This is a genomic window from Corynebacterium sp. A21, from assembly GCF_052266655.1.
Taxonomy (GTDB): domain Bacteria; phylum Actinomycetota; class Actinomycetes; order Mycobacteriales; family Mycobacteriaceae; genus Corynebacterium.
This window is the reverse complement of the sequence record NZ_JBQPQY010000018.1, coordinates 18,027-41,812: the sequence shown is the minus strand read 5'-3', so window position 1 is coordinate 41,812 and position 23,786 is coordinate 18,027. Positions and strand designations below refer to the sequence as shown.

Below are 23,786 nucleotides of genomic sequence, written 5' to 3'. Positions count from 1 at the left end.
GAGACCTAAACGTCAAACCCCAGGTGGGGCCCTTTTTTCTATAGCCCTTAAGCCCGGTCCCCAAGGAGAATGAAAAACATCACCCCGGATCTGATTTCTCAGATCCGGGGTGATGTCAGTTGGTCGGGATAACAGGATTCGAACCTGCGACCTCGTCGTCCCGAACGACGCGCGCTACCAAGCTGCGCCATATCCCGTGGTACTTGCAATACTGTAGCTGACATTCTCGGCATCAACCAAAACGCCTGCTTGCAGGCGCTTTCCTGAAAGTTCCTAAGAGCTGCGTTCGGTGATGTGCAGCAGAGTTGCGGAGGGGCGGCAGAAGAATCGGAAGGGCACGAACTTGGAGGTGCCCAGTCCGTTGGAGACGTGCATCTTCATCTCCCCGAAGTCGTGTAGCCCGGACGCCCGCCCGCGGTCGATCCCAGAGTTGGTGATGATCGCCTTCCCGCCTGGCAGACAGAGCTGGCCGCCGTGGGTGTGCCCGGAGAAGGAGAGCTGGTACCCGTCGGCGGCGAACTCAGCCAGCACACGCGGCTCGGGGGCGTGCAGCAGCGCCAGTGACAGATCGGCATCCGCATTCGGCGCGCCGGCGATCTCGGAGTAGTCATCGAGATCGTGGTGGGGATCGTCTACTCCCGCGGCGGCGATGCGGACCGGGCCGACCTGGAACTCATGGCGGGCCTGGTTAGCATCGCGCCAGCCACGCTCGAGGAAAGCTGCGCGCATGCCCTGCCAGGGCAGCTCGACGTGGTGGGGCCTGCGCTTCTTCCCCAGCAGGTAAAGGAAGGGGTTGGACAGTCTCGGCGCGAAGTAGTCATTCGTGCCGAATACGAACAGGCCGGGGCGGTCAAGCAGTGGGCCCAAGGCTCGGAGCACCTGAGGCACGGCACGCTCATCCGAGAGATTATCGCCGGTGTTGATCACCAGATCGGGGTGCAGGGCATCGAGGGCGGAGACCCAGGCCTTCTTGGTGTCCTGGCCGGGGATCATGTGGAGATCCGAGAGGTGGAGAATCCTGAACTCCCGCTCGCCGCGCAGCGTACCCGGCTCCAAGAGCGGTACGGTGAACTCCTTGAGCTGGAAGCGGTTCAACTCGCGGACACCCCAGGCAGCCAGGGCGGCACCACTTGCCGCACCCAGGCCCAGCACGGCGGCGGACAGATTCAGAATTCGCTTCGTCTTAGTGTGCACTCGTTTAGCCTACCTGCGGAGTAACGTGGTGAAACATGAGCGAGCTGAAGAGCAAGATCCGTGATGACCTGAAGACCTCCATGAAAGCCCGGGAGAAGGAGCGCACCGGCACTATCCGCATGCTCCTGGCTGCCATCCAGACCGAGGAGACCGCTGGAACCAAGCATGAACTCACCGATGATGAGGTGTTGAAGGTCATCGCCCGCGAGATCAAGAAGCGCCGCGAGTCCGCTGAGGTGTACGCCGAGAACAACCGCCAGGAGCTGGCCGACGTAGAGTTGGCAGAGGCTGAGATCCTTGGCGCCTACCAGCCGGCCCAGCTGGATGATGCCGCTCTCGCTGAGCTGGTGCGGGTCGCGATCGCCGAGGTTGCCGCCGAGAGTGGCGAGCCGGTGGCCGTCAAGCAGATGGGCAATGTCATGAAGCTGGCCGCCGAGAAGGCCGCCGGCCAGGCTGATGGCAAGCGCCTCTCTACTGAGGTGAAGCAGCAACTCCAAGGCTAGATCCGCCCATTGAAAAATCCCCTCGTTCAAGGTGAACGAGGGGATTATCCGTTTCCGGGGTATTTAGAGCCCGAAGGCGTTGCGCAGGTCCCGGGTGATGGCGTCGATGTCATCCTGGGTCACGTTCGGAAGGGCCGGGGCTGGCTGGGGCGCCGGAGCCGGAGCCGGATTGCGCTGTGAGGTTTCCTGGTTGCTCCCGCCCTCATTTGTGGGTGCCGGAGCGGCATTGCCGGGGTCTACAGCGGCTTCGCCGCCGCCAACCGGGGCTTCTCCCGGGGCGCCCGCCATGTCAGCGGAACGCTGCGGCAAGGTGCCGGAGGTGGCACTGGGAAGCTGGTTGGCCATGTTGAAGAAGGTCCGGGCAGGTTCCAAGCCACCATAGAGTCCACCACTGGCACACTGTTGCACCGGAGAGGTGCACAGCGACATGGTGGTGGTGCCGTCATTGTAGATATACGGTGCAGCAGCGATATTGGAGTTGAAACCCAGGAAGGCCGAGGACTGGTGGGACTCGGTGGTGCCGGTCTTCGCGGCGATCGGTGCGCTCCAGCCACTGGAACGGGCGGAAGCCGAGGCGGTGCCGTCGATCGCATCCTGGCTCATGCCGATGGTCAGGGTATCGGCGACCTTCGGTTCGAGGACCTGCTCGCACTCGGGGCGTTTCAGGTAGACCTCTTCGCCGTCTGGGTTGGTGATCGAGGCGACCGGATTGGGTTCGCACCAGGTGCCATGGGAGGCGAGAGTCGCGCCGACATTGGACAGCTCCAGCGGGTTCACCGCGGTCGGGCCCAGAGTGTAGGAACCGAGATTGGCTTCGCGCATGTATTCGGCGATGGAGTACTCATCGTTGTAGGAGCCCGCGGACTCATAGCTGCGCAGTCCGAGCTTGACGGACATGTCCACCACCGGGGTCACGCCGACCTGCTCGATCATCTGGACGAAGGTGGTGTTGGGGGAGTGTGCCAAAGCGTCCATCAGGGTCATCTGTGAGCGGTAGGACCCGGCGTTTTCCACACAGTAGGTGTTCGCCGGGCAGTTGGCGGCACCGCCGGTGCCCATTCCCCTGGCTTCGTAGCGGGTGGGCACATTGAGTACCGTGTCCAGGCCCATGCCCTGCTCGATGGCGACGGCGGCGGTGAAGATCTTGAAGATGGAGCCGGCGCCGTTACCGATCAGGGAGGTGGGCTGCGGCAGCATGGTCTCGCCCTCATCGAGGTTGAGTCCGTAGTCACGGGAGGAGGTCATCGCGAGGATGTCGCGGGAATCCTCGCCGGGTGCGACGACATTGAGCACATTGGCCACGCCCAGGGCATTGGGGTTGACCTGTGCAGTCACAGAGTCGTGGGCGCGCTCCTGAACTGCCGGGTCCAGGGTGGTCTGGATGGTGTACCCGCCGCGGGCCAGCTCCTCGCGGGGGATGCCCTTGGAATCGAGGTAGGTCAGGGCGTAATCGCAGAAGAATCCGCGGTTGCCCGCGCCGATACAGCCATTGGGCAGGGTCTCGGGGGAGTCCAGTACCCCGAGCGGCTGCTGGGCAAACTCATCGGCGGCACCCTGGTCGAGGTATCCGGCGTCGACCATGGACTGCAACACCGTGTTGCGTCTTTCGGTCACACCTTCGACGTTGGTATACGGGTTCAATAAGGAGGAGGACTGGGGGATGCCGGCGAGCATGGCGGCCTGGGCCACGTTCAGCTCTGCGGCGGGGATACCGAAGTAGGTGCGGGAGGCCGCCTCGATGCCGTAGGCCCCGTTGCCGAAGGGCACCAGATTCAGGTAGCGGGTGAGGATGTCCTCTTTGCTCAGGAGCTTGTCCAGATCCGAGGCCATCCGCATCTCGCGAAGCTTGCGTGGCACGGAGGTCTCGATGGCGGCGGCCTGTTCCTCCTCGCTCTCGGCATCCACGAGCAGCAGATAGTTCTTGACGTACTGCTGATTGAGAGTGGAGGCGCCCTGCGTGACGCCGCCGGCGACGACATTGGACACCATGGCGCGGGCGGTGCCCTGCAGATCCACTCCTTCATGCTCGTAGAAGCGTCGGTCCTCGATGGCGACGATGGCATCCTTCACCGTCTGCGAGATCTGCTCCGACTCCACCGGATGGCGACGCTGGTTGAAGAGCCAGGCCATCGGGTCGCCGTTGACGTCCGTCACAGTGGTGACTCCGGGAGTCTCACCGCCGGCCATGTCCGACAGATTGGACTGCATGGTTTCGTTGATCCGCGCGGTCGCTACACCCGAGACACCGGCCAACGGGGCTAGCGCGAGGGCACCAACGACCGCAGCGGCGAGGGTCGCGGCCAGCACGTTCCTGAAAGACTTTGAGACTGACACCCCTTTACCCTACGCAGAAGACCTCACGCGAGGGAACTAAAGAATCCCCCTATTCGTGTGACCTACTCGACAGGGTGTGAATTCTGTGAATACACTCATAGTCATTCAGGTAATTTTTCGATACTTTTCCTACACGAATTTCCACACGAAGGAGGTTGATGATGACAGTGTCATTGCAAGGGAACCGCCACCGCAATTCCCTCGTGACGGAATTGGACAACCGCATTGAGGTGCCCGAGGGGAACACCGAGCGCGGCGAGTGGGTGACCAAGGCCAAGTGTCGTGAAGGTGATCCAGATGCCCTATTTGTCCGGGGGGCAGAGCAGCGCAAGGCTGCAGTCATCTGTCGGCACTGCCCAGTAATGGATCAGTGCCGGGCGGATGCTCTGGATAACCGGGTGGAGTTCGGGGTGTGGGGTGGGCTGACGGAGCGTCAGCGCCGTGCCCTGCTCCGGAAGAACCCGGAGATTGATAATTGGGGCCGCTATCTGGCCGGCGGAGGGGAGCTCAGCGGTATCTGAGGCCCCGGCTGAGTTGCGTGGGGGTGGCCGGAATAAGGTCTGCCACCGGTGACTATTGCCGAGGTTGCCGGTGTTCTCGGACCGGTGCTCCTGAAAGCCCGCTGACGGCCACGTAATGTGGTGCCCATGACTAAATGGGAATATGCCACTGTGCCTCTGCTGTCGCACGCCACCAAACAGATCCTCGACACCTGGGGTGAGGATGGCTGGGATTTGGTCTCCGTCATCCCGGGGCCGAACCCGGAGAACCTGGTCGCCTACATGAAGCGCGAGCTCCAATAATGAGCACCTCTGAAAAGCTACGCGAATTGGGAATCACCCTGCCGGCCGTCGCGGCTCCCGTCGCCGCCTACGTTCCGGCGATCCGAACCGGTAACCAGGTCTGGACCTCCGGCCAGCTACCCTTCGTCGACGGCCAGCTGCCTGCCACCGGCAAGGTCGGTGCCGAGGTTGATGAGGTTCAGGCTCAGGACCTGGCCCGCACCGCCGCCCTCAACGCCCTGGCCGCCATTGACGCCCTGGTCGGCATCGACAAGGTCACCCGGGTACTCAAGATCGTTGGCTTCGTGGCCTCCGCCGAGGACTTCTCCGGTCAGCCCGGCGTGGTCAATGGTGCCTCCAACCTGATGGCTGAGGTATTCGGCGAGGCCGGCGCCCACGCTCGTTCCGCGGTCGGAGTCGCTGAGCTGCCGCTCAATGCTCCGGTCGAAGTTGAGTTGATCGTCGAGATTGCCGCAGATTAACTATGATTCCCCGGGACATGGGGCGGGTGTGTGATTCTGGGGAGTCATCGGGTTTTCAGTTCTGCGGAACCGGGTTTGGCGGCTAGAGTGGGTGCCATGGAGCATCCCGCTTATAGCCAGCTTCGGCCGGTGACTGAGTCCGTATCAGTAGTCCTGTGCCCTAATCCCGGGTACGCCGCTCTCGAAGGCACTAACTCCTGGGTTATCCGCGCCCAGGAGGACGAGCGAAGTATTGTCATTGACCCCGGTCCGGAGGATGAGGGGCATCTCAATGTGCTGAATTCCAAGGCGCGTGAGGTCGGTCTTGTGCTGCTGACCCATCGGCACCACGATCACGCCGATGGTGCGCAGCGGTTCCGTCAGCTCACCGGTGCCCCGGTCCGGGCTTTCGATGCCAGCTACTGTGCCGGCGGGGAGCGGCTCGTTCCCGGTGAAATCATCACCCTTGAGGGGGTCACCCCGCAGATCGAGGTGGTGGCCACCCCGGGTCACACCGCGGACAGCGTCAGCTTCTTCATCTGGAGCGGCGAGCCCGGTACCTCCACCCTGGAGGGCATCGTCACCGGTGACACCATCGCGGGCCGTCACACCACCATGATCTCTGAGACCGACGGCGACCTGGGAGCCTATATCTCCTCCCTGGAATTGCTCGAGGAGCGGGGCAGGGGCATCAAGCTGTTCCCCGGACATGGTCCAGATGGTGATGATCTCGCTGTTTTCGCCCGCAAGTACATTGAGCGCCGGAATCACCGACTCGACCAGATCCGTCAGGTCTGGACCGAGCGTGGCAAAAATGTGGAACTGCCCGAGCTGATCAACCTGATGTATGACGATGTTGATCCGGTCCTGCGCGGTGCCGCCGAGCAGTCGACCCGGGTGGCGCTGCGTTACCTGGCTGCCCACGGGGAATAGTTCCACCAACCCACACCGGGCCGGTCGCCGCTGCAATGCGGTGACCGGCCCGGTGTCTTCGTTCCCAGGTCAGGAAAAACGCTTATCGACGCCGTGGAGGTCGTCGATAAGCGCGAGGGGCTTAGCGGGCGCGCTTGGCCAAGTGCTCAGTATCGATGATGAGCACGGACTTGCCCTCCAGGCGGATCCAACCGCGGTGGGCGAAAGTGGCCAGGGCCTTGTTCACGGTCTCACGGGAGGCGCCGACCAGCTGGGCGATCTCCTCCTGGGTGAGGTCGTGGTTGACGCGCAGCGCGCCACCCTCCTGGGTACCGAAGCGGTTCGCCAGCTGCAGCAGCGTCTTAGCCACGCGGCCGGGGACATCAGTGAAGATGAGGTCGGCCAGCGAGGCGTTGGTGCGGCGCAAGCGACGTGCCAGCACACGCAGCAGCTGCTGGGCGATCTCCGGGTGGTTGCCCACCCAGGTCCGCAGCATCTCGGAACTCATGGTGGCGGCGTGAACCTCGGTCACACACACCGCCGAAGAGGTACGCGGACCGGGATCGAAGATGGAGAGTTCACCGAACATGTCGGAGGGGCCCATCACCGTCAGTAGGTTCTCGCGACCATCCGGGGCATGGCGGGCAAGCTTCACCTTGCCCGAGGTGATGATGTAGAGACGGTCACCGGGCTCGCCTTCCTCGAAGATTGTCGTTCCACGTGGGAAACGGACAGTCTCCATGTCCCTGATCAGGTTCTCAACGGCACCTGCGTCCACGCCCTGGAAAATCCCGGCGCGGGACAAAATCTCCTGTACACCTTCCACGTGCATCTCCTTGGGGTACGTGTGCAGGGCGGTATCCGACCAACAGGAATTTTCGTACTTTTTCCTCGGCGCAACCACACAATGGAATCGCGCACTATTGAGGTGGAAGCCGGAACTCGTCTGCACTTCAAGCTGTGTTCGGTACCACTGTACCGTGGAATTGGTCACTTTCGCATTCAACTGACCAATTAATCACACTGAATCTGCTATTGCAGGTGCTCAGAAGTAACAATTGATAGCTTACCCCTCGGGAGTTTCTTCGCTGATCTCAGTGTCAGTCTGTCGGAGAACTACCGCTTCGAGGCGTTCCATCTGCATGGCAAAGACCGCCAGAACAACAGGCACGAGAACGACGAGAAATGCTGACATGCACACCACTTTAGCAAGCAGTTGTGGCCGGACCACGTCAACCATCGGGTGGTGATGTTCGCGGGAGGCCTGGTTCTGTGGGATGAAGTGCCAGCGGCTGCCCGCATTACTTCTGAGATGTCCAGGGTGCTGGCTAAAGTGGAACGCATGTCTCATCCAGCAGGCTCCATCACCCGGCAGACCACCCCGGCCAACCGTCCGAAGGTGGGTTCCCATCTGGCGGCCAGTGGTCGCGAGACGGAGATCGGCCGCAAGCGGCGGGCCCGGCGGATCAACCGGACCCTCGAACTCGGGCACCCGGATGCCCACTGCGAGCTGGATTTCCGTACTCCCCTGGAACTGACTGTGGCCACCGTGCTCAGCGCCCAGTGCACCGATGTCCGGGTCAACCAGGTCACCCCGGCACTCTTTGAGCGTTACCGCAGTGCCGCAGACTACGCCGATGCCGTGCAGGCCGAGCTGGAGGAGTATATCCGTCCCACCGGTTTCTACCGGGCGAAGGCTCGCAACCTCATCGGCATGGGGCAGCGGCTGGTCGAGGAATTTGACGGCGAGATCCCTTCCGGCCTGGCAGACCTGGTCAGCCTCCCCGGAGTGGGCCGTAAAACCGCCCATGTGGTCCGGGGCAATGCCTTTGGGGTTCCGGGACTGACGGTGGACACTCATTTCAGCAGGCTGGTCAACCGCCTGAAACTGAGCGAGGAGACCGACCCGGTGAAGATTGAGTTCGCTATCGCGGAGCTGATCGAAAAGAATGAGTGGACCATGTTCTCCCACCGGATGATTTTCCATGGTCGAAGGGTCTGCCACAGCCGGAAGGCGGCCTGTGGGGCCTGCTTCCTGGCGGCGGACTGTCCTTCCTTCGGTCTGGCTGGTCCGACGGATCCAGCGGCGGCGGAGGCCCTGGTCAAAGGTGATAATCGAGAGCACCTTCTGGAAATGGCGGGTATGTGATGAGCAATAGTGTGAAGTGGTCGATTGTCGGCGCGATCATCCTGATCGTGGTGATCCTGGCGGCGGTGCCGATGATGCTCAACAGCGTGAACTCTGGTTCTGGGTCTGTCGGGGGCACCGAATCATCTGCGGGGGCGGGGCCGTCGGCCGAAGGTGTCAGCCCGGTCGCCGGGCGTCCGGACTGCGCTGCCACCGGTGTTGGTGCTGTGAGCCTGCCCTGCCTGGGAGGGGAGAGCGGGGACACCCCGGCAGCGGGTGAGCCCGCCGGCACGGAGGCTTCGGTGGTCAATCTCTGGGCCTGGTGGTGTGGCCCCTGCCGTGATGAGCTGCCCATCTTCGATGAATTCGCTGCCGCACACCCGGAGTACCATGTCATCGGCGTGCATGCTGACCCCAACCCTGCCAATGGTGCGGCCATGCTGGATGACCTGGGTGTCGAGCTGGCCTCCTACCAGGACAGTGACAATCTCTTCGCTGGCACCCTGGGGCTTCCCGGGGTGGTGCCGATCACCGTGGTGATCGTCAACGGTGAACAGGTGGCGATGTTCCCCCAGCCCTTTGAATCTGTCACCCAACTCGAGAATGCTGTGGAGGAGGCCCTGGTATGAGCATGGAACCCCTGAATCCGGAACCGGTGCCGCCGGATCTCATGACACCTGAGCCGCAGTTCATCGCGGATCAGCCGGGCCAGAACATCGAGCTCAGTCCAGAGGTCGCCCCACTATGGATGTCCCGGTTGTTGCGCCGGATCGCCGCCGGGAGTGTCCATGCCAGCCTGCGGGCCGGTGGCCTGGAGCGCTCCACCGCTCCGGATGACAAACGTCGCGCCGCCGTGCTCATGCTTTTTTCCGGGACGGAAACCTCCGTGGAGCTACCCAATGATGCTGCGGTTCTGCTGACCCACCGTTCGCCGCGGATGCGCTCGCATTCCGGGCAGATTGCCTTTCCCGGCGGGCAGATGGATACCACCGATATCAATGCGGTGGACTGCGCGCTGCGGGAGGCCTGGGAAGAGACCGGGCTGGACCGGCACAGCCTCACTCCGGTCGCGGAGCTGGATGAGGTGCATATCCGGGCCTCCGGTTACCCGGTCCATCCGATCCTCGGGCACTGGCATTCACCCTCCCGGGTGGGTGTGGTCAGTCCCCAGGAAGCTGATGAGGTCTTCCAGGTTCCCATCTTCGACCTGATTGACCCGGCGAATCGGCTCATGGTCCACTGGGGTGATTGGCGGGGCCCGGCCTTCCACGTCAATGACTATATTGTGTGGGGTTTCACCGGCATGCTTTTGTCCTCGGTGTTGCATCACGCAGGCTGGGAGGAACCCTGGGACCACGACACGAATGTGGATCTACGCCGGGCGCTGGCATCATCACGTAATAATGAAAGATCCTTTTAGGTGAATAAATTCTTTCATAAAACCCGAATTGGAGCACTTAAGTGACCGTCAGCCTGATCATCGACGCAGTCCTGATACTTGCGGTGGTGGTGGCACTGATCAGCGGTTGGCGGGCGGGTGCCTTCTCATCTGTCCTCAGCACCGTTGGCGTGGTCGCCGGTTTGATCTGCGGTGCCGCGCTGGCTCCGGTGGTGATGCAGCTGACTGATTCCACGGCGTTGCGGGTCCTGTTGGCGCTGGGCACGATCATCCTGTTGATCGGTATCGGCAATCTGGTGGGCGGTATGCTCGGTTCCGCGCTGCGGGACCGGATGCGTTTCCGTTCCTCCATGAAGATCGACTCGGGCATCGGTGCGATTTTCCAGGGTGTGGTTACACTCTTCGTTGCCTGGTTGGTGGCCATTCCGTTGGCTACCGGAGTCGGTGGTGCCATCGGCGAGGGGATGCGCGATTCAGTGGTCCTGGGGTTCGTGGACAGTGCCACTCCCAATCAGTTCGACCGGGTGCCCACACAGATCTCGGCCTTGCTCAATGACTCGGGGATCCCGCAGATCGGCTCACCCTTCCAGACTGACTCCTCCCCGGAGGTCGAGGCTCCGCGGATCAATGTGGCCAATCATGAGCTGGTGGAGTCGTTGCGCCCGTCAGTGATCCATGTGCTCGGTGATGCGCAGGTGTGCAGCCGTCGGCTCATGGGCTCCGGGTTTGTCACGGAGTCGGATTATGTGATCACCAACGCCCATGTGGTCGCCGGTACGGAGACCATCCGGCTGGATACTGTCCTGGGGGTGCGGGAGGCTGAGGTGGTCTACTACAACCCTGAGGTCGATATCGCGGTGCTGCACAGCCCCGGCCTCGACCTACCGGTGCTGCCCTGGGCAACGACCCCGGCAGCCACCGGCGATGACGCCATGGTCATGGGTTTCCCGGAGTCCAGTCCCTTTGAAGCGGCACCGGCCCGGATCCGGGACCAGATCACCATCGCCGGCCCGGACATCTACGCCAACGGTCGGGTGGAGCGGGAGGCCTATACGGTCCGCGGCTCCATCCGGCAGGGTAATTCCGGCGGTCCGATGACCAACACCGAGGGTGATGTCCTGGGTGTGGTTTTCGGGGCTTCCGTGGATTCCTCTGACACCGGCTACGCCCTGACCGCCGCTGAGGTACAGCGCCAGCTCGGTGATGTCACCCGCCTGACTGAGCCGGTGGACACCGAGTCCTGCGTGGCGCGCTAAGCCCACCGTGATGGTGGGGCCCCGCGGCGTCGCTAAGCAAAATACCCGCGACCCCGAAGAGGTCTATGGTGCGCGGGGTTCCGTCGCAGGTTCAGCGGCGCGGGAGTTCCTGCGCCAGAAAATCGGTGACCGCAGCGACAAAACCCGCCGGGTTCTCCAACTGGGGGAGATTGCGGGTGCCCTCGACCGCAACCTGCTCGACCGGGGATCCTTTGGCGACGCGCAGCCGGGCGCGGTTGGACAGATGCCGCCAGGCGCCCTGCTCCTGGTACATCAGCAGCGTCGGTACGGTGACCTGCCGCCCGATCCAGGACAACGGCACCACACTGAGCAGCAGTCGGTTGTTGTGCACGATGGCCGGCCCGGTATTGCTGATCCGGGCGGCCAGCTGACGCAGCTCCAACTGTTCCCGGAAGGCGGGGCTGCGCTGAAACTCAGTGGTGGTGTTGACCTGCAGTTGGCGGCGGTAGGTGGCCTTCTGGAAGCGCATCAGGTGGGCGGAGATTCCGGAAGGGAGACGGTACAGCAAGCCTCGGATAATCAGCCGATGGAAGAGCCAGGGGCGGCTGGACACACTGCGGCGTAGATCGGTGGGGTGCGCGGCCGCCACCGCAACCAGCGCGCGGACCCGCTCCGGGTGATTCGCGGCCAGGACCCAGGCCACCGAGCCACCGGTGTCATTACCGATGACGATCGCCGAACCATGACCCAGCGCCCGGATCAGCCCGGAGAGATCACCGGCCGCATTGCGCAGGTCATAGCCATAACTAGTGGGCGGCTTATCGGACATTCCGTAGCCACGGACATCCACTGCTGCGACGTGATAGCCGGCTGCCGCCAGCGGGGCGATGACCTCCCGGAAATCGAACCAGCCGCCGAAGGAACCGTGCACCAGGACGATCAGGGGATTCTCCGGATCGCCAGCGGTGACGGCATGCAGCCGGATGCCCCTGGTGTGCACCAGCTCATGGTTGAAAGGACCCTCCAGCGCAATGACGGAGGGGGAAAACTCGCCATTTGCATCAGGCACCGGTTCCCCGGAATTAGACGGCTGGGGCCCTGCGGACTGTGGGCCACCGTCGGTGGCGCGCGATTGGGCTGAGGTCACCGGAATCCTCCTCGGAGCATTGAAAAACCATCCCGTGGTCGGCGGCTCCGGCGCGAACCTCCGGGATGGGTGGTGCCGATAGACCGCCTGAATGCAGGTCAGCGGCGGGAGTGGGGGCTGTGCCTAGCTGTACATGCCCCGGTTCTTGGCCTCAAGCTTCTTGGTGGCCTTGCCAGGAACCAGGTTCTTGAGCTCATTGACTGAGTCAATCGTCTTCTTCGGTGCCCCGATCTTCTTGACCTTCTGGTAACCGAAGAGGGCCAGGCCAGCGGCGATGACGATCATCGCCAGGAAGACGATCAGGAAGGCAGCCCACGGCTCCAACCACACCGAGAGCAGCGCAGCGACGAAGAAGAAAAAGAAGAAGGAGCTGTAGAGCGCAATGACGCCAGCGACGCCGAAGAGACCGCCACCGATGGCGCCCTTCTTGGCCTCCCCGGCCAGCTCAGTCTTGGCCAGCTCAAGTTCCGCGCGGAAGAGGCTGGACATCTGCGCGGTGGCATCACTGATCAGGTTGCCAATAGATCCCTGACCCGCGGCGTGGGTGTCCACGTCGCTCAGCGGGATCGAATTCACCTTTGCGGAGAAATCCTCGGTGCCGTTGGTATATAGGCCATTCTGATTGCTCACGATGCTCTTTCCTCCAGAAGGTCGACAGGTGAAACGCTGAGGAGCAGTGTCTCCAATGGTGCCACGGATTACCGGTGGTTGCGTGCCTGATGACCGTATTAGTTGTTGGTTTCCTGAGCACTACCCTAGTTGATATGACCGATGTAGACCCGCTTCGCCCACTGCTGAACCTCGGAGAAGTTGCAGAACTCCATGACCGAGCTCGTGCCGCGATCGCCACCGTCCACCGCCGACCGGTAAGTTTACGCCGCCCAGAGGTCACCGGATCTGAGTCCGTGCTCCGCGGCGCCCGACTCAGCGCGCTTATCGACGGCCACGAGGTAGACCTCGGCAGCGAGCCCACCGGCGCGCTGGGAGGAGCCATCAGCTGCTACAGCCTGCTCGCCCCGTCGATGGTGGAGCGAACCGCCCGGACCTTCGGACGTGCGCCCCTGCAGGTACTCGCCCGGATGGATGTGCTGGCCGGTGGCACCGGTATCCCGGTTTCTGCGGTGGCGTCCGCCCGGCTGCAGACTTTGGCCAAGGTCATCGTCGGCGGTGCTCACGATGGACTGCTGCCGCAGATCGTGCACGGGGAAATTGCTTCAGCCGGGGTCTTCGGGCCACGCAGCGGGGTGGTAGCCCGAGCCGCTGGACGGCTGGCGGCGGTGCACTCGGGATTCGACCCACGGGGATTGGCGGTGCCGGAAACCTATCTCAACCGGCACCGGAAGACCTATGAACAAGCGCTGGCGGGATTCGGGTCCGGGCCGGAGGGAGTGGCGGTGTTCCTCGAACTGATGTTTCGGGCCTGGGAAGCCGGGGCCGCCGAGGCAGAAGCGATCGCCCAGGCAGCCTGAGTGTTATGCGGTGCTTTTAAGCGGTGCCGCGGCGGGTGCGCATAGCCCACAATAAGCCGCCCAGGGTGGCGGCGGCAGCGGCGACGACACTGGAGCCGATGGTCAACTCCAGGGCAGACGGCGGTTGGAAGAGGGGGACCGGGTTACGGAAGGAGAGGATGTCCCAGCCGTTCTTCAGCGCCTTCTTCTTCATCTGCCGGTCCGGGTTCACTGCAGTCGGATTACCCACGACCTCGAGCATCGGAATATCGGTGGCGGAATCGGAGTAGGCGTAGCTGGCCTCGAGGTCATAATGGTTCTCCTCGGCCAAGCGGCGCATAGCCGCTGACTTGGCCGGGCCCTTGCAATAGAAGGAGATCTCGCCGGTGAATTTGCCGCCTGCGGTCTCCATCTCCGTGGCGACGACCTGCTCGACGCCGAGTTCAGCAGCGATCAGCTCGACGAGCATGGTGGCTGAGGCCGAGATGATGATGACATCGTGGCCGGCGGCGCGGTGCTTCTCGATCAGCTCCCGGGCCTCGGCATAGATGGTCGGGGTAACCACATGGTGCAGTGCCTCGGCGGCGATCTCCTTGACCTGTTCAACATCCCAGCCGGTGACCATCGCGGCCAGCTGATCCCGGGAAGAATCCATCTGGGAACTGGATTGGCCGGAGAACATGTAGGTGGCCTTGATCATGGAGAGCTCGAAAGCCTCGGAGGGGGAGATCAGCCCGTTATGCATGAACTCCTTGCCGAAGGCATGGGCAGAGGAGGTGGCGATAACGGTTTTGTCCAGGTCAAAGAAGGCTGCGACCCGGCGCGGGCCAGAGAATGCCGTGGGTTCTTCCTGGGGGATCACGCTGGCCAGTCTAATGCTGCGAAGCCCGTGAGCATAGTGGCTGCTGTGAAAAACGTGACTGGAGAGGTTGACTCTCGCGGGCTTCGTCTGCATCAGTTTCCATCTCTGCCGGGCGGTGTGGCGGTAATACGTTTCGGTGGTGCTCTCAGGGGGGATATCGCCCACTCGGATGAGTTTGTTTCATGGGATTATCACGCCTGCTCAGAGTGGGTGAAAATCGGAGAGATGGTTATAGGTGTGACTCGTGCGAGGGTGACCATTTCGATTTCGAATATAAGTGCGAATTTATCCTCGGGAAGTGTTGTCATGGTTTGCGTGGTATGCAATAATGCCTAGTGCAAGGCCCCGATATACAGTGTGGCCTGCCCCGGCTCGCCCCCCGAGGCCGGGTAGACGGTCCGCGCACACCCCCCCCGAGGCGCGGACCGTCCCTTAATTTCTCACTCCGTGCGCAGCAAGGTCTCCTGTTTTTAGTTGAGCGCCCCGGATTCTTGAAGTGTTCTGGGGCGTTGACGTGCCGGAACTTGGCATATTTCAAGGATGGCATGTGTTAGGGGGAATTGGCCGGGTGGCGGAGCTGGTTATCCACAAAATGGAGTTGACATGTCAGCATGATTGGGGGTTGTCCACAGCCTGCGGGTAGCGCCCTTGTGCCGCTGTCCAGCGGCGGGTTTGGTGAGGGGCATGAGCCCAGTACAAGCCACCATCCTGGTTGCGGTTACCGATCCGGTGCTGCATCCGGAGGCAACCCACATCGCCGCCGCCACCGGCCGTAGGATCATTGACACCGTCAAACCCGCAGAGATCGCCCGCCATTATCGGCGGGTGGATGCCGTACTTATCGATGCGGCCACAGCCACCACCCTCAGCGAGCTCCCGCAGCGTCCCAAGGTCTATTTCCTGGCGGCGGACCCCGGCCCGGTGGACTGGCAATTGGCCCTGGAATGCCACGCAGATAGAGCGCTGGTGATTCCCGCGCAAGCTGCGGAGTTGCTGGGTGCCCTGGGCCGGGAGAGACGTCCCGAAGACGCCACCTCCCGGGTTCTCGGGATCAGTGGCTCAGCCGGAGGGGCGGGGGCGAGCACACTGGCAGCGGCGACGGCCCGCAAAGCAGTCCGGGCGGGTGAGGTTGTCCTGGTCGATGCTGACCCGGCAGCCGGCGGACTAGATCTACTGCTGGGATTGGAGGATGCGGGTGGCGCCCGCTGGCAGGACCTGAGTTTTGGAGAAGGGGCAATCGCAGTTGATGATCTCCAGGCTGCCCTGCCCAGATCCCGTGACGGGATCTCGGTACTCACTGGAGCCCGATCCACCATCGTCGATCCCTACCACCTCAGTGGCGCAGAGCTGATCTCCGCACTGGAGAGCCTGCGGGGCGGGCCGAAGCTGACCATTGTTGATCTTCCGGGACACGGCGAGGTGACCGAGGCTGCGGTTGAACACTGTGACCGGGTGCTATTGCTGGTGCCTGCGGAGGTCCGGCCGGTAGCGGCTGCGGCACAGCAGATTGCCCGCTGGCGATCCCGACAGGTGGAGGTGTCGCTCATCCTGCGCCACCGTGGTTGGTCCGGACTTGGCATCGCAGAGGTGGAGAAGGTAACCAAGGCGGAGGTCATCGCTGAACTCGGTACCGTGGCCCGGTTAGCCAAACAAACTGAGATGCAGGGGCTGCCGGACTCATTGCCCCGGGCACTCTCGCTCGCCGCAGCAGCGGTACTCGCAGAAGCTGAACTCCACTCCGGGGAGCGGGTTCCCCGATGAGCCGGGTTGATGAACTTCTGGAAAAGGTCCAGCGTCGGATGGTCTCGGAATCAATCGGGGTGGATGCCGCCGAGACAGCCAGACTCGTCCGGGAGGAAGCGGGGGCCATCAGCGATGTGGATGTGCTGGAGCTACTGCGGAAATTGCGGCATGACTCCACCGGTGTCGGGAGGCTGGAACAACTGCTTCTCGTTGAGGGGGTCACCGACATTGTGGTCAATGGTCCGGAGCAGATCTGGTTTGATCGCGGCCGGGGCATGGAGCGCTCTGAGATCCGCTTCGAATCGGATGCGGAGGTTCGTCGACTGGCTGCCCGCCTGACGGTGGCTTGTGGGGCCAGACTTGATGATGCGCAGCCCTTCGCCAATGGACGGCTGCACCGCTCTGACGGTAGCCAGATCAGGGTGCATGCACTGCTCAGTCCGCCGGCGGAAGGTGGAACCTGTCTCAGTCTCCGTATCCTGCGGCAGGCCGTGACCACCCTGGATCAACTTGTCCAATTCGGGACACTGGACCGAGAGATGGCTCAGCTGCTGCGCGCCATGGTGCGAGCGAAACTGTCCTTCCTAGTAGTGGGTGGCACCGGTTCCGGGAAAACCACGCTGCTCTCAGCATTATTGGCCGAGATTCCGGAAGACGAGAGGATTCTGTGTATCGAGGACACCGCAGAGCTGCAACCACCGCATCCGCACGTGGTCTCCCTGGTTGCCCGAAGCAGCAATATCGAGGGCAGCGGTGAGATCAGCCTCGCAGACCTGCTCCGGCAAGCACTGCGGATGCGTCCCGATCGGATTGTGGTGGGAGAGATCCGGGGCGGAGAAGTGGTGGATCTTCTCGCGGCGCTGAACACCGGTCATGATGGTGGGGCAGGGACGGTCCACGCCAACTCGTTATCCGAAATCCCGGCGCGGATGGAGGCCTTGGCAGCCCTGGGTGGACTTGATGGGCCAGCACTGCACTCCCAGCTCTCGGCGGCGGTGAAGGTGGTGCTGGCGATGCGTCGAAGTGCTTCCGGAAGGAAGCTTCATCAGCTGGGGATTCTGCAGGGAAATCCGGTGACTGCCACCGTGATTTGGGATGTTGATGGTGGAGATGCTCCGGGACTTGGGGATTTTCGCAGGCAGGTGGGGCTATGAACACCTACATCCTGCTGGCGTTCGGATTGGCGTTTCCCGGCCGTGGGCCGGTCGCCAGAATCCAGGGTGCACACGGTGTGCTGTCCCGGCTGGGCAGTGAGCTGGCCCCGGGGGCTTCCCAGGCACGTTCAATAACCGCCCATTTCAGTGCCACCCTCGCCGCCGCCGTGTTGATGTTCTTCCTGCTCGGTGAGTTCAGTGTGGCGGTGGCCACCGGAATTGTCGTGGCTACCCTCGCCGGGGCCCTCCGGGGAGTGCGGGCCACCAAACGCCGCCTCCGGCGTACTGCAGCCACCGGGGTCTTCCTCGGGCACCTGCTCGGTGAGCTACGCGCTGGATCGGGTATCCCACAGGCGATTTCAGCTGCGGCTGAAACCATTCCGGAACACGCCCCACGGGAGTTGCGCACCGCGGTAGAGGTCACCGCCGCCCGCACCCTTGCCGGCGGATCCGGCCCAGCAGTGCTTCTCGACGCCCGAGCGACGGTTCCGGAACTCGCGGAACTGGCGCAGATGTGGCACACCGCCGAACACCACGGAGTGCCACTGGCACCCCTGATCCAGGAGGCCCAAAACCGCCTGGACATCAGAACCAGACATCGGGCCGCGACGACCTCCTCGCTGCAGGGACCACAAGCTACTGCGGTGGTGTTGACCCTGCTGCCGCTGGCAGGAGTGGGAATGGGGAGCACCATGGGAGCGGATCCGCTGGGGCTGCTCTTCGGTGGTGGTCTCGGCGGCATGCTATTGGTCGCCGGAGTGGGGTTAAGCTGCAGCGGTTTCCTCTGGACCCGTCAGATCATTGAGGGGGCAGCGAAGTGAGCCCGCTAGCTAGTTCTGACTTCTTGGACGCTTTATCACCCTTTGCCCTGATCCTGCTGGCTGCCGCGTTTTATCTGGCTCCCTCGGCGCCACTGCAGCGGACCTCCGGTAATTGGCGGGGCCCCAAACATCCCCGCGATGGACCTGCCGAAATATCTGGCGGCATCGCGGCCTGGCTGCCGGAATCGATCCGCACCCGGGTTCATGAAGCACAACGGCAATCCCAGGGTAATCGGCTGGCGGTGGCTGCTGACATCAGCCTCTTTGCCGCCTGTGTCAGTGCTGGCCTGTCCACCGGGCAGGCCGCAGGCGCCGTCGCCGCGGCGGCCGGGGACACCACCAGGGGGCAATGGCAGTCAGTGGCGGCCTTGCTCACCGTGGGGGTGGATCCCGTCCGAGCCTGGAGCCCGATGGCGGAGATCGATGGACTCTCGGAGCTGGCTGGCCTGGCGCGGATGTCTCAGCGGTCTGGTGCGGCCGTTGCCGCCGGCTGTGAACGCATCGCGGCATCACTACGCAGTGAGGCCGCCGAGACCGCCAACGCCGCAGCGGAACGCGCCGGAGTGTTCATCGCTCTGCCGCTGGCGATCTGTTTCCTACCGGGCTTCATTGTCCTGGGGCTGGCACCGGTGGTGATCGGCCTGGGTACCCAGATCCTCAACCCCTAACTCAGCCACTCATTCCTGCACCCTTCGAAAAACACTGAAACATCATCTGAACAGGAGAAATAATATGTCCAACCAGAACCAGAAGCAGATCAACCTCGTCCAGAACTCTCGCAAGTCAGCCATTCTTGGCGAACTCTGCCTCCGTACCAGACGAAACCTTGATAATGATGCCGGAATGTCAACCATTGAATACGCGATGGGCTCCTTGGCAGCGGCAGCCTTGGCGGCAGTGCTCTACACCGTCATCAATGGCGGTGGGGTGGTCGATGCGATTGAATCCATCATCACCGACGCCCTGACCAGCACCCCTTAGCCAACCGGAAAACCAATGAGGATGCGGAGCCAGGGGAGACAGATGCTCAGAAAACTGTCAGATCAGATCATGGATCAGCAGGGGTCGGTGACCATTGAAGCTGCACTCGCGCTGAGTAGTCTGGTGATCGTCTGCGCCGGAATGATCGGCGGGATCGCTACCCTCGCGGCCCAGGTCGCGGCTATCGACAGCGCTGGCGCCGCAGCCCGCTCCCATGCCATCGGAGTGGATTATCAACCATCCCGGGGCAGCATTTCAGTCCACACGGAAGGCGGACTGGTCACCGCCACCGCAGATATCCCTGCGGTCTTCGGAACCATGAGCGCCACCGCAGTCTTCCCCAGGGAAACACCATGATCCGGGGAGGCCGAGCTCGGATGCTATGGCGGGATGAAAGTGGCTATGCCACGGTGGCGGCCACCGCAATCATCGTGGTGTTGATCAGCCTGGGAATGGTGGTGGCAGCTGGCAGTGGGCAGGTGATTGCCGGACACCGGGCGCAATTAGCTGCAGATCTGGCGGCAGTGTCCGGCGCCGAAGCACAGGCCCAGGGGCAAGAGGGCTGTGCAGTGGCGGCTTCGACCGCTGCGCTCAATTCCGGAGCACTGATCTCCTGTACAACCCGAGGAGGTGATGTCATCACCGAGGTGGCGGTACAGCGAAGAACAGCCACCGCACGAGCCGGACGGATCTAGAATAACTGCGCAGCCCCAGAGCAGCTATTCAGAGGCCGCATCCCCGGACCCAACTTCGGTGGGCATAATATCCCTGGGGAACTCTGTAGCCGGGGCACTTCCGGCCCCGGGGTTCCCCTCCAACATCGTCACCAGTGCGCCGAGCAGCTTCAGCGCGCCGGACTTGCTCAGGGGATTATTGCCGTTGCCGCACTTGGGGGACTGCACACAGGAAGGACATCCCGACTCACAGCGGCAAGCACGGACCGCATCGAAAGTCGCCCGGATCCAGGTGCCGAAACGCTCGAAGCCGGTGTCTGCGAAACCTGCGCCTCCGGGGTGCCCGTCATAGACGAAGACCGTGGGTAGCCCGGTGTCCTGGTGCAAGGCAGTCGATACCCCACCGATATCCCAACGATCACAGGTCGCCAGCAGTGGGAGCATTCCGATTGCCGCATGTTCAGCGGCATGCAGCGCGCCGGGGATATCTGCTGCCTGGATACCCATGGCAGTCAGCACCAGCGGATCGACGGTATAGGCCACCGCCCGGGTCAGCAGGGTTTGCGGCGGCATCTCCAGCGGCACTGAGTCCAACACCGTGCCATCAGACATTCGGGCGACATAACCGGTAACCAGATCCGTCACCTCCACATCGACATTGGCCACCCATAGCCCCGGGGAAGGGCTGAAGATCTGCTGTTCATCCGAGGCAGAGATGATCCGGATATCGGTCTGACTGCGGGCGAAGGTGGTGTAGTCCGGGATCTCGGGGCGCGCGAGTGCCACATAGTCCTCGAAATCCAGTTCCTCGATCACGAAGCTCTCCCCCTGGTGCAGATAGACCGCCCCGGGGTGGACCTGGGCGGCAGCGCGCGCGGAATCCACGGTGCCCAGGAGACGACCATCGCTCATATCGACGATCATGACCTCCTCACCTGAGCCGCCACGCAGGCTCACCGACGTATGTGCGGTATCTGGAGTCGGTAAACCGGAGTCATCGTGGGGGCGTTCCACCGCGAACCATCCCCGCGGTCGCCGGCGCAGCAGCCCCGCCTCTTCTAATTCCGCGACCACCGTCTCAGCTTCGAAAGCCTCGACATCGGTCTGGGTCAGGGGCTTCTCGACGGCCGCGCAGTAGATATGCCCACGCAACACAAAGGGGTTGCGGGGGTTGAAGACGGTCTTTTCCACCGGACGTCCCAAAAGCGCCTCGGGATGATGAATCAGATAGGTATCCATCGGCTCATCCCTTGCGACCAGTATCACCAGGGATCCCTGACCTCGTCGTCCTGCGCGCCCAGCCTGCTGCCAGAAGGAAGCCACCGTGCCGGGGAACCCTGCGGTGACCACCGCATCCAGGCCACCCACGTCGATACCCAACTCCAGCGCATTGGTGGTGGCCACGCCGAGGAGCTCGCCTTCATCGAGCTGGCGTTCCAGCCGTCTGCGATCTTCGGCGAGATAACCGGCACGGTAGGAGGCGATCCGCCCGCTGAGATCACTTCTCCCCATTAGAGACAGATCTTCGGCGCAGCGCATTGCCACGACCTCGGCCTGGCGGCGGGAGCGGACGAAGGTCAGCGTGCGGGCGCCGGCGGCGACCACGGTGGACATCACCGCAGCGGCCTCCGAACTGGCTGAGCGTCGGACCGGGGCGCCATTCTCACCCTCGACACCCTCGAGGAATCCGGGTTCCCAAAGCATGACCGTGCGGGCTCCGGTAGGTGCACCGTCCTCGGTCACCGCGCGAACCGGTCGGCCGAGGAGGTTGCTGGCGTGCTCGGCAGGATCGTGAGAGGTGGCAGATGCCAGGATCACCGTGGGATGAGATCCGTAGTGTGCGGCGATCCGCAGAAAACGGCGCAGGACCAGGGCGATATTGGCACCGAAGATACCGCGGTAGGTGTGACATTCGTCGATGACCAGGAATTTCAAATGCCGCAGCACCCGTGCCCAGCGTTCATGGTTGGCCAGCATGGAGACGTGCAGCATGTCCGGGGTGCTGAAGATCATGCGGGAGGCATCGCGGATACCGCTCCGGGCTTCAATGGGAGTGTCCCCGTCATAAGGGGCCGGATGGACCCCTCCCAGACCAGGCACTTCCCGGCAGATCTTTGCCGCAGCGGCCAACTGGTCCGAACCCAGGGCCTTGGTCGGAGTCAGATAAAGGGCGCAGGCCTTCGGATCCTCGGCGAAAGCACTGAAGATCGGCAGTTGGTAACCAAGTGACTTCCCCGAGGAAGTGCCTGTGGCCAAGACCACATTCCCGCCTTGGTGGGCAATCTCCGCGCACTCCACCTGGTGCAGGTAGAGGCGACTTATCTCCTGCTCCTCGAGGTGCTTCCTCAGGGGTGGGTGGACCCACTCTGGCCAGGGGGCAAAGCGGGCGTTCCGGGCCTCCAATGTGGTGCTGTAGGTGCAGGTAGAGTTTGGAAACCTGCGGATGATGGACTCGCTGAGTTCCTCCCCGATCTGGTTGTGGGCCGGGCTGGTTCCAGCGGTTTCAGCACCTATAGAACTCGGCTGCGAAAGCTCCAAATGCAGGGGGTCTGACATCGGAAAATCACCCCTATTAGTGTGAGTGGCGGCGAGCTTTTTGATCGAACTTTAGTCGATGGCTGTCGCTAGAGGGGGAAACGTGGCACACTGGTCCTTGGTCGCGGTTTCTGCGCGCAGTGTCTAGGCGCTCGCAAGGGATGTTCACGCGAGCGCCCAGTTGAACTCACGCTGTGCATGAAACTGCATGGATTGAGGGATACGTGGGAGTTCGATAAACGGCCCGGTGTTTCCAGCAATTAGGATTCACTGTATCTCTCCAGGAAAGTAAAGGTTAGTAATATGGCACAGGGAACTGTTAAGTGGTTCAACGCGGAGAAGGGCTTCGGCTTCATCGCTCCGGAAGATGGATCCGCTGACGTTTTCGTCCACTACTCCGAGATTCAGGGCAACGGCTTCCGTACCCTCGAGGAGAACCAGCAGGTTGAGTTTGAGATCGGCGAAGGCGCTAAGGGCCCGCAGGCTCAGGCTGTTCACCCGATGTAAGTAGCGGGCAACAACCAGCTCAATTAAAAGACGCTGATCATCGCATTGCGGTGATCAGCGTCTTTTTTATGCCTGAAAGTACTCAACTGAGGGGTTGAGGGTAGATCCGCCCCCACAAGCACGCGTTAACTTGACTGGGAGTAAGCGGCGGCAGGTAGCCTGCGCACTTTAGGTACCTGAATTGTGTTGCTGGCGGCGGCCGGCTTCCCTGAAAGCTCCAGCCCCGGCCGTACTAGCCTGGTGAGGGTATGGCCAGCGCGGTGCTGGTCAGGAGGCCTGCGTGCGGGATTTCAGGCAAGCTTTTTCATGGCCTGCCCTAGCCTTGACAGGCGGGCTAACTGGCTTTTCGGGCCTCGCGACGTCTCTCCATGGTTCGTTGGAGACGTTGCAGTGCCATACCGAAGAGAATGCCGAAACTTGCGCCGACGACGAGTCCGATAAGTGGTTGGTCCCGGAAGAGCCAACCTCCCAGGTATCCCAGCAGGGTGGCCTGGGCAGCCCAGACTAGGGCACCGATGGAGTCCCAGAGTAGGAAGCGTCGCCAGGAATATCCCACTGAACCCAGAGTGATGGTGACGAACCACCTGGCCCAGGGGATAAATCTGGCGATGATGATGGTCGATACATCGCGTTCATTGAGGTTCTTGCGGGTCCAGTGCAGTGCTTTGCCACGCTTCGAGTTACCTGGGATCCGGTTAACGAATCCGATGAGTCTTGTCCCGAAGAAATAGCAGAGATTATCGCCCACGATCGCGGAGAGAGTGGCGACGATGAGTACCAGAAACAGATTCGGGGTCCCGCGGGACCCAGACCAGGCACCGGCAAGGGAGATGACGGTCTCACTGGGGATCAGGGGAATCAGGGAATCCATGATCACCACGAGGCTGAGCACCGGATAGAAGGCTGCAGCCGACATTAGGGTTTCAACCCAGGACACGAACTGGTCGGTCATCGGGTGTTCTTCAGGTCAACGAAATACATTGT

27 protein-coding genes and 1 tRNA gene are annotated in these 23,786 nt (G+C 62.5%); 18 read left to right on the top strand and 10 right to left on the bottom strand.

The window, feature by feature from the left end; all coding sequences use genetic code 11:
- Nucleotides 1-120 precede the first annotated feature (120 nt).
- Nucleotides 121-197: transfer RNA gene (locus tag ACTU46_RS15565), tRNA-Pro, on the bottom strand.
- 76 nt (nucleotides 198-273) lie between these two features.
- The gene (locus ACTU46_RS15560) at nucleotides 274-1,194 is read right to left on the bottom strand and encodes a metallophosphoesterase (RefSeq protein WP_443383615.1); all 921 of its coding nucleotides are present in this window, start codon (nucleotides 1,192-1,194) and stop codon (nucleotides 274-276) included.
- A 35-nt stretch (nucleotides 1,195-1,229) separates the two neighbouring features.
- On the opposite strand from ACTU46_RS15560, the gene ACTU46_RS15555 reads away from it, so the two are divergent.
- On the top strand, nucleotides 1,230-1,697 hold the full coding sequence (locus ACTU46_RS15555; RefSeq protein WP_443383613.1) for a GatB/YqeY domain-containing protein: 468 nt from the start codon (nucleotides 1,230-1,232) through the stop codon (nucleotides 1,695-1,697).
- A gap of 63 nt (nucleotides 1,698-1,760) precedes the next feature.
- Here the strand turns inward: ACTU46_RS15555 and ACTU46_RS15550 are convergent, their stop codons facing one another.
- Entirely contained in the window at nucleotides 1,761-4,031 is a 2,271-nt protein-coding gene (locus tag ACTU46_RS15550) for a transglycosylase domain-containing protein (protein WP_443383610.1), read from the bottom strand.
- A gap of 161 nt (nucleotides 4,032-4,192) precedes the next feature.
- Between ACTU46_RS15550 and ACTU46_RS15545 the strand changes: the two genes are divergently transcribed.
- The 4 genes from ACTU46_RS15545 (at nucleotide 4,193) to ACTU46_RS15530 (ending at nucleotide 6,207) form a co-directional block, all read left to right on the top strand.
- Entirely contained in the window at nucleotides 4,193-4,552 is a 360-nt protein-coding gene (locus tag ACTU46_RS15545; protein WP_443383607.1) for a WhiB family transcriptional regulator, read from the top strand.
- A gap of 126 nt (nucleotides 4,553-4,678) precedes the next feature.
- Nucleotides 4,679-4,834: a hypothetical protein gene (locus ACTU46_RS15540; RefSeq protein ID WP_443383604.1), complete on the top strand. Its 156-nt coding sequence runs from the start codon at nucleotides 4,679-4,681 to the stop codon at nucleotides 4,832-4,834.
- Nucleotides 4,834-5,295 carry a RidA family protein gene (locus ACTU46_RS15535; RefSeq protein WP_443383602.1) on the top strand — a complete coding sequence of 154 codons (462 nt, stop codon included), beginning with the start codon at nucleotides 4,834-4,836 and terminating at the stop codon, nucleotides 5,293-5,295. Before ACTU46_RS15540 ends, ACTU46_RS15535 begins: the two co-directional genes overlap by 1 nt.
- A gap of 96 nt (nucleotides 5,296-5,391) precedes the next feature.
- Complete coding sequence (locus tag ACTU46_RS15530; protein ID WP_443383599.1) at nucleotides 5,392-6,207, top strand: MBL fold metallo-hydrolase; 816 nt, start codon at nucleotides 5,392-5,394, stop codon at nucleotides 6,205-6,207.
- A 121-nt stretch (nucleotides 6,208-6,328) separates the two neighbouring features.
- Here ACTU46_RS15530 and glxR read toward each other — a convergent pair whose 3' ends face one another.
- Nucleotides 6,329-7,012: a CRP-like cAMP-activated global transcriptional regulator GlxR gene (gene glxR / locus ACTU46_RS15525; protein ID WP_443383596.1), complete on the bottom strand. Its 684-nt coding sequence runs from the start codon at nucleotides 7,010-7,012 to the stop codon at nucleotides 6,329-6,331.
- A 240-nt stretch (nucleotides 7,013-7,252) separates the two neighbouring features.
- Complete coding sequence (locus ACTU46_RS15520; protein WP_443383593.1) at nucleotides 7,253-7,381, bottom strand: hypothetical protein; 129 nt, start codon at nucleotides 7,379-7,381, stop codon at nucleotides 7,253-7,255.
- 147 nt (nucleotides 7,382-7,528) lie between these two features.
- Here ACTU46_RS15520 and nth point away from each other — a divergent pair, with 147 nt between their 5' ends.
- From nth to ACTU46_RS15500, 4 genes are read left to right on the top strand one after another with little or no spacing between them, the layout of a single operon-like run.
- Nucleotides 7,529-8,335, top strand: coding sequence for an endonuclease III (gene nth / locus ACTU46_RS15515; RefSeq protein ID WP_443383590.1), 807 nt, complete (start codon nucleotides 7,529-7,531; stop codon nucleotides 8,333-8,335).
- Nucleotides 8,335-8,943 (top strand): TlpA family protein disulfide reductase, encoded by a 609-nt coding sequence (locus ACTU46_RS15510; protein WP_443383587.1) that lies wholly within the window; start codon nucleotides 8,335-8,337, stop codon nucleotides 8,941-8,943. Before nth ends, ACTU46_RS15510 begins: the two co-directional genes overlap by 1 nt.
- A complete protein-coding gene (locus ACTU46_RS15505) occupies nucleotides 8,940-9,734 on the top strand; it encodes an NUDIX hydrolase (protein ID WP_443383584.1) in 795 nt (264 codons plus the stop codon). The genes ACTU46_RS15510 and ACTU46_RS15505 overlap by 4 nt, the downstream gene beginning before the upstream one ends.
- 41 nt (nucleotides 9,735-9,775) lie before the next feature.
- The gene (locus tag ACTU46_RS15500; protein WP_443383581.1) at nucleotides 9,776-10,969 is read left to right on the top strand and encodes a MarP family serine protease; all 1,194 of its coding nucleotides are present in this window, start codon (nucleotides 9,776-9,778) and stop codon (nucleotides 10,967-10,969) included.
- 91 nt (nucleotides 10,970-11,060) lie between these two features.
- Here the strand turns inward: ACTU46_RS15500 and ACTU46_RS15495 are convergent, their stop codons facing one another.
- Both ACTU46_RS15495 and ACTU46_RS15490 read right to left on the bottom strand, forming a co-directional pair.
- Nucleotides 11,061-12,077 (bottom strand): alpha/beta fold hydrolase, encoded by a 1,017-nt coding sequence (locus ACTU46_RS15495; RefSeq protein ID WP_443383578.1) that lies wholly within the window; start codon nucleotides 12,075-12,077, stop codon nucleotides 11,061-11,063.
- Nucleotides 12,078-12,200: 123 nt separating this feature from the next.
- A complete protein-coding gene (locus ACTU46_RS15490) occupies nucleotides 12,201-12,707 on the bottom strand; it encodes a phage holin family protein (RefSeq protein WP_443383575.1) in 507 nt (168 codons plus the stop codon).
- A 134-nt stretch (nucleotides 12,708-12,841) separates the two neighbouring features.
- Between ACTU46_RS15490 and ACTU46_RS15485 the strand changes: the two genes are divergently transcribed.
- Nucleotides 12,842-13,546 carry a hypothetical protein gene (locus ACTU46_RS15485; protein ID WP_443383572.1) on the top strand — a complete coding sequence of 235 codons (705 nt, stop codon included), beginning with the start codon at nucleotides 12,842-12,844 and terminating at the stop codon, nucleotides 13,544-13,546.
- 16 nt (nucleotides 13,547-13,562) lie between these two features.
- On the opposite strand, the gene ACTU46_RS15480 is transcribed toward ACTU46_RS15485, so the two are convergent.
- Nucleotides 13,563-14,387, bottom strand: a complete 825-nt coding sequence (locus ACTU46_RS15480; protein WP_443383569.1) for an HAD family hydrolase — start codon at nucleotides 14,385-14,387, stop codon at nucleotides 13,563-13,565.
- Nucleotides 14,388-15,071: 684 nt separating this feature from the next.
- Between ACTU46_RS15480 and ssd the strand changes: the two genes are divergently transcribed.
- The 7 genes from ssd to ACTU46_RS15445 all read left to right on the top strand — a co-directional run bounded on the left by ssd (nucleotide 15,072) and on the right by ACTU46_RS15445 (nucleotide 19,781).
- Nucleotides 15,072-16,148, top strand: coding sequence for a septum site-determining protein Ssd (ssd, locus tag ACTU46_RS15475; RefSeq protein ID WP_443383566.1), 1,077 nt, complete (start codon nucleotides 15,072-15,074; stop codon nucleotides 16,146-16,148).
- On the top strand, nucleotides 16,145-17,284 hold the full coding sequence (locus tag ACTU46_RS15470) for a TadA family conjugal transfer-associated ATPase (RefSeq protein WP_443383563.1): 1,140 nt from the start codon (nucleotides 16,145-16,147) through the stop codon (nucleotides 17,282-17,284). Before ssd ends, ACTU46_RS15470 begins: the two co-directional genes overlap by 4 nt.
- A complete protein-coding gene (locus ACTU46_RS15465; RefSeq protein ID WP_443383560.1) occupies nucleotides 17,281-18,105 on the top strand; it encodes a type II secretion system F family protein in 825 nt (274 codons plus the stop codon). Before ACTU46_RS15470 ends, ACTU46_RS15465 begins: the two co-directional genes overlap by 4 nt.
- A 23-nt stretch (nucleotides 18,106-18,128) precedes the next feature.
- Nucleotides 18,129-18,773: a type II secretion system F family protein gene (locus ACTU46_RS15460; protein WP_443383557.1), complete on the top strand. Its 645-nt coding sequence runs from the start codon at nucleotides 18,129-18,131 to the stop codon at nucleotides 18,771-18,773.
- Between the two features lie 121 nt (nucleotides 18,774-18,894).
- Nucleotides 18,895-19,086 (top strand): DUF4244 domain-containing protein, encoded by a 192-nt coding sequence (locus ACTU46_RS15455; RefSeq protein ID WP_443383624.1) that lies wholly within the window; start codon nucleotides 18,895-18,897, stop codon nucleotides 19,084-19,086.
- Nucleotides 19,087-19,128: 42 nt separating this feature from the next.
- The gene (locus ACTU46_RS15450; protein WP_443383554.1) at nucleotides 19,129-19,443 is read left to right on the top strand and encodes a hypothetical protein; all 315 of its coding nucleotides are present in this window, start codon (nucleotides 19,129-19,131) and stop codon (nucleotides 19,441-19,443) included.
- A gap of 20 nt (nucleotides 19,444-19,463) precedes the next feature.
- A complete protein-coding gene (locus ACTU46_RS15445; RefSeq protein WP_443383551.1) occupies nucleotides 19,464-19,781 on the top strand; it encodes an Rv3654c family TadE-like protein in 318 nt (105 codons plus the stop codon).
- A 24-nt stretch (nucleotides 19,782-19,805) separates the two neighbouring features.
- Here ACTU46_RS15445 and ACTU46_RS15440 read toward each other — a convergent pair whose 3' ends face one another.
- On the bottom strand, nucleotides 19,806-22,298 hold the full coding sequence (locus tag ACTU46_RS15440) for a DEAD/DEAH box helicase (protein ID WP_443383621.1): 2,493 nt from the start codon (nucleotides 22,296-22,298) through the stop codon (nucleotides 19,806-19,808).
- Between the two features lie 300 nt (nucleotides 22,299-22,598).
- Between ACTU46_RS15440 and ACTU46_RS15435 the strand changes: the two genes are divergently transcribed.
- On the top strand, nucleotides 22,599-22,802 hold the full coding sequence (locus tag ACTU46_RS15435) for a cold-shock protein (RefSeq protein WP_443383548.1): 204 nt from the start codon (nucleotides 22,599-22,601) through the stop codon (nucleotides 22,800-22,802).
- 334 nt (nucleotides 22,803-23,136) lie between these two features.
- Here the strand turns inward: ACTU46_RS15435 and ACTU46_RS15430 are convergent, their stop codons facing one another.
- Nucleotides 23,137-23,754 (bottom strand): DedA family protein, encoded by a 618-nt coding sequence (locus tag ACTU46_RS15430; RefSeq protein ID WP_443383546.1) that lies wholly within the window; start codon nucleotides 23,752-23,754, stop codon nucleotides 23,137-23,139.
- Between the last annotated feature and the right edge of the window lie 32 nt (nucleotides 23,755-23,786).

Coding starts and splice junctions, on each gene's coding strand:
- ACTU46_RS15555 (WP_443383613.1), top strand. CDS start 1,230: ATGAGCGAGCTGAAGAGCAAGATCCGTGATGACCTGAAGACCTCCATG.
- ACTU46_RS15545 (WP_443383607.1), top strand. CDS start 4,193: ATGACAGTGTCATTGCAAGGGAACCGCCACCGCAATTCCCTCGTGACG.
- ACTU46_RS15540 (WP_443383604.1), top strand. CDS start 4,679: ATGACTAAATGGGAATATGCCACTGTGCCTCTGCTGTCGCACGCCACC.
- ACTU46_RS15535 (WP_443383602.1), top strand. CDS start 4,834: ATGAGCACCTCTGAAAAGCTACGCGAATTGGGAATCACCCTGCCGGCC.
- ACTU46_RS15530 (WP_443383599.1), top strand. CDS start 5,392: ATGGAGCATCCCGCTTATAGCCAGCTTCGGCCGGTGACTGAGTCCGTA.
- ACTU46_RS15520 (WP_443383593.1), bottom strand. CDS start 7,381: ATGTCAGCATTTCTCGTCGTTCTCGTGCCTGTTGTTCTGGCGGTCTTT.
- nth (WP_443383590.1), top strand. CDS start 7,529: ATGTCTCATCCAGCAGGCTCCATCACCCGGCAGACCACCCCGGCCAAC.
- ACTU46_RS15510 (WP_443383587.1), top strand. CDS start 8,335: ATGAGCAATAGTGTGAAGTGGTCGATTGTCGGCGCGATCATCCTGATC.
- ACTU46_RS15505 (WP_443383584.1), top strand. CDS start 8,940: ATGAGCATGGAACCCCTGAATCCGGAACCGGTGCCGCCGGATCTCATG.
- ACTU46_RS15485 (WP_443383572.1), top strand. CDS start 12,842: ATGACCGATGTAGACCCGCTTCGCCCACTGCTGAACCTCGGAGAAGTT.
- ssd (WP_443383566.1), top strand. CDS start 15,072: ATGAGCCCAGTACAAGCCACCATCCTGGTTGCGGTTACCGATCCGGTG.
- ACTU46_RS15470 (WP_443383563.1), top strand. CDS start 16,145: ATGAGCCGGGTTGATGAACTTCTGGAAAAGGTCCAGCGTCGGATGGTC.
- ACTU46_RS15465 (WP_443383560.1), top strand. CDS start 17,281: ATGAACACCTACATCCTGCTGGCGTTCGGATTGGCGTTTCCCGGCCGT.
- ACTU46_RS15450 (WP_443383554.1), top strand. CDS start 19,129: ATGCTCAGAAAACTGTCAGATCAGATCATGGATCAGCAGGGGTCGGTG.
- ACTU46_RS15445 (WP_443383551.1), top strand. CDS start 19,464: ATGCTATGGCGGGATGAAAGTGGCTATGCCACGGTGGCGGCCACCGCA.
- ACTU46_RS15435 (WP_443383548.1), top strand. CDS start 22,599: ATGGCACAGGGAACTGTTAAGTGGTTCAACGCGGAGAAGGGCTTCGGC.
- ACTU46_RS15430 (WP_443383546.1), bottom strand. CDS start 23,754: ATGACCGACCAGTTCGTGTCCTGGGTTGAAACCCTAATGTCGGCTGCA.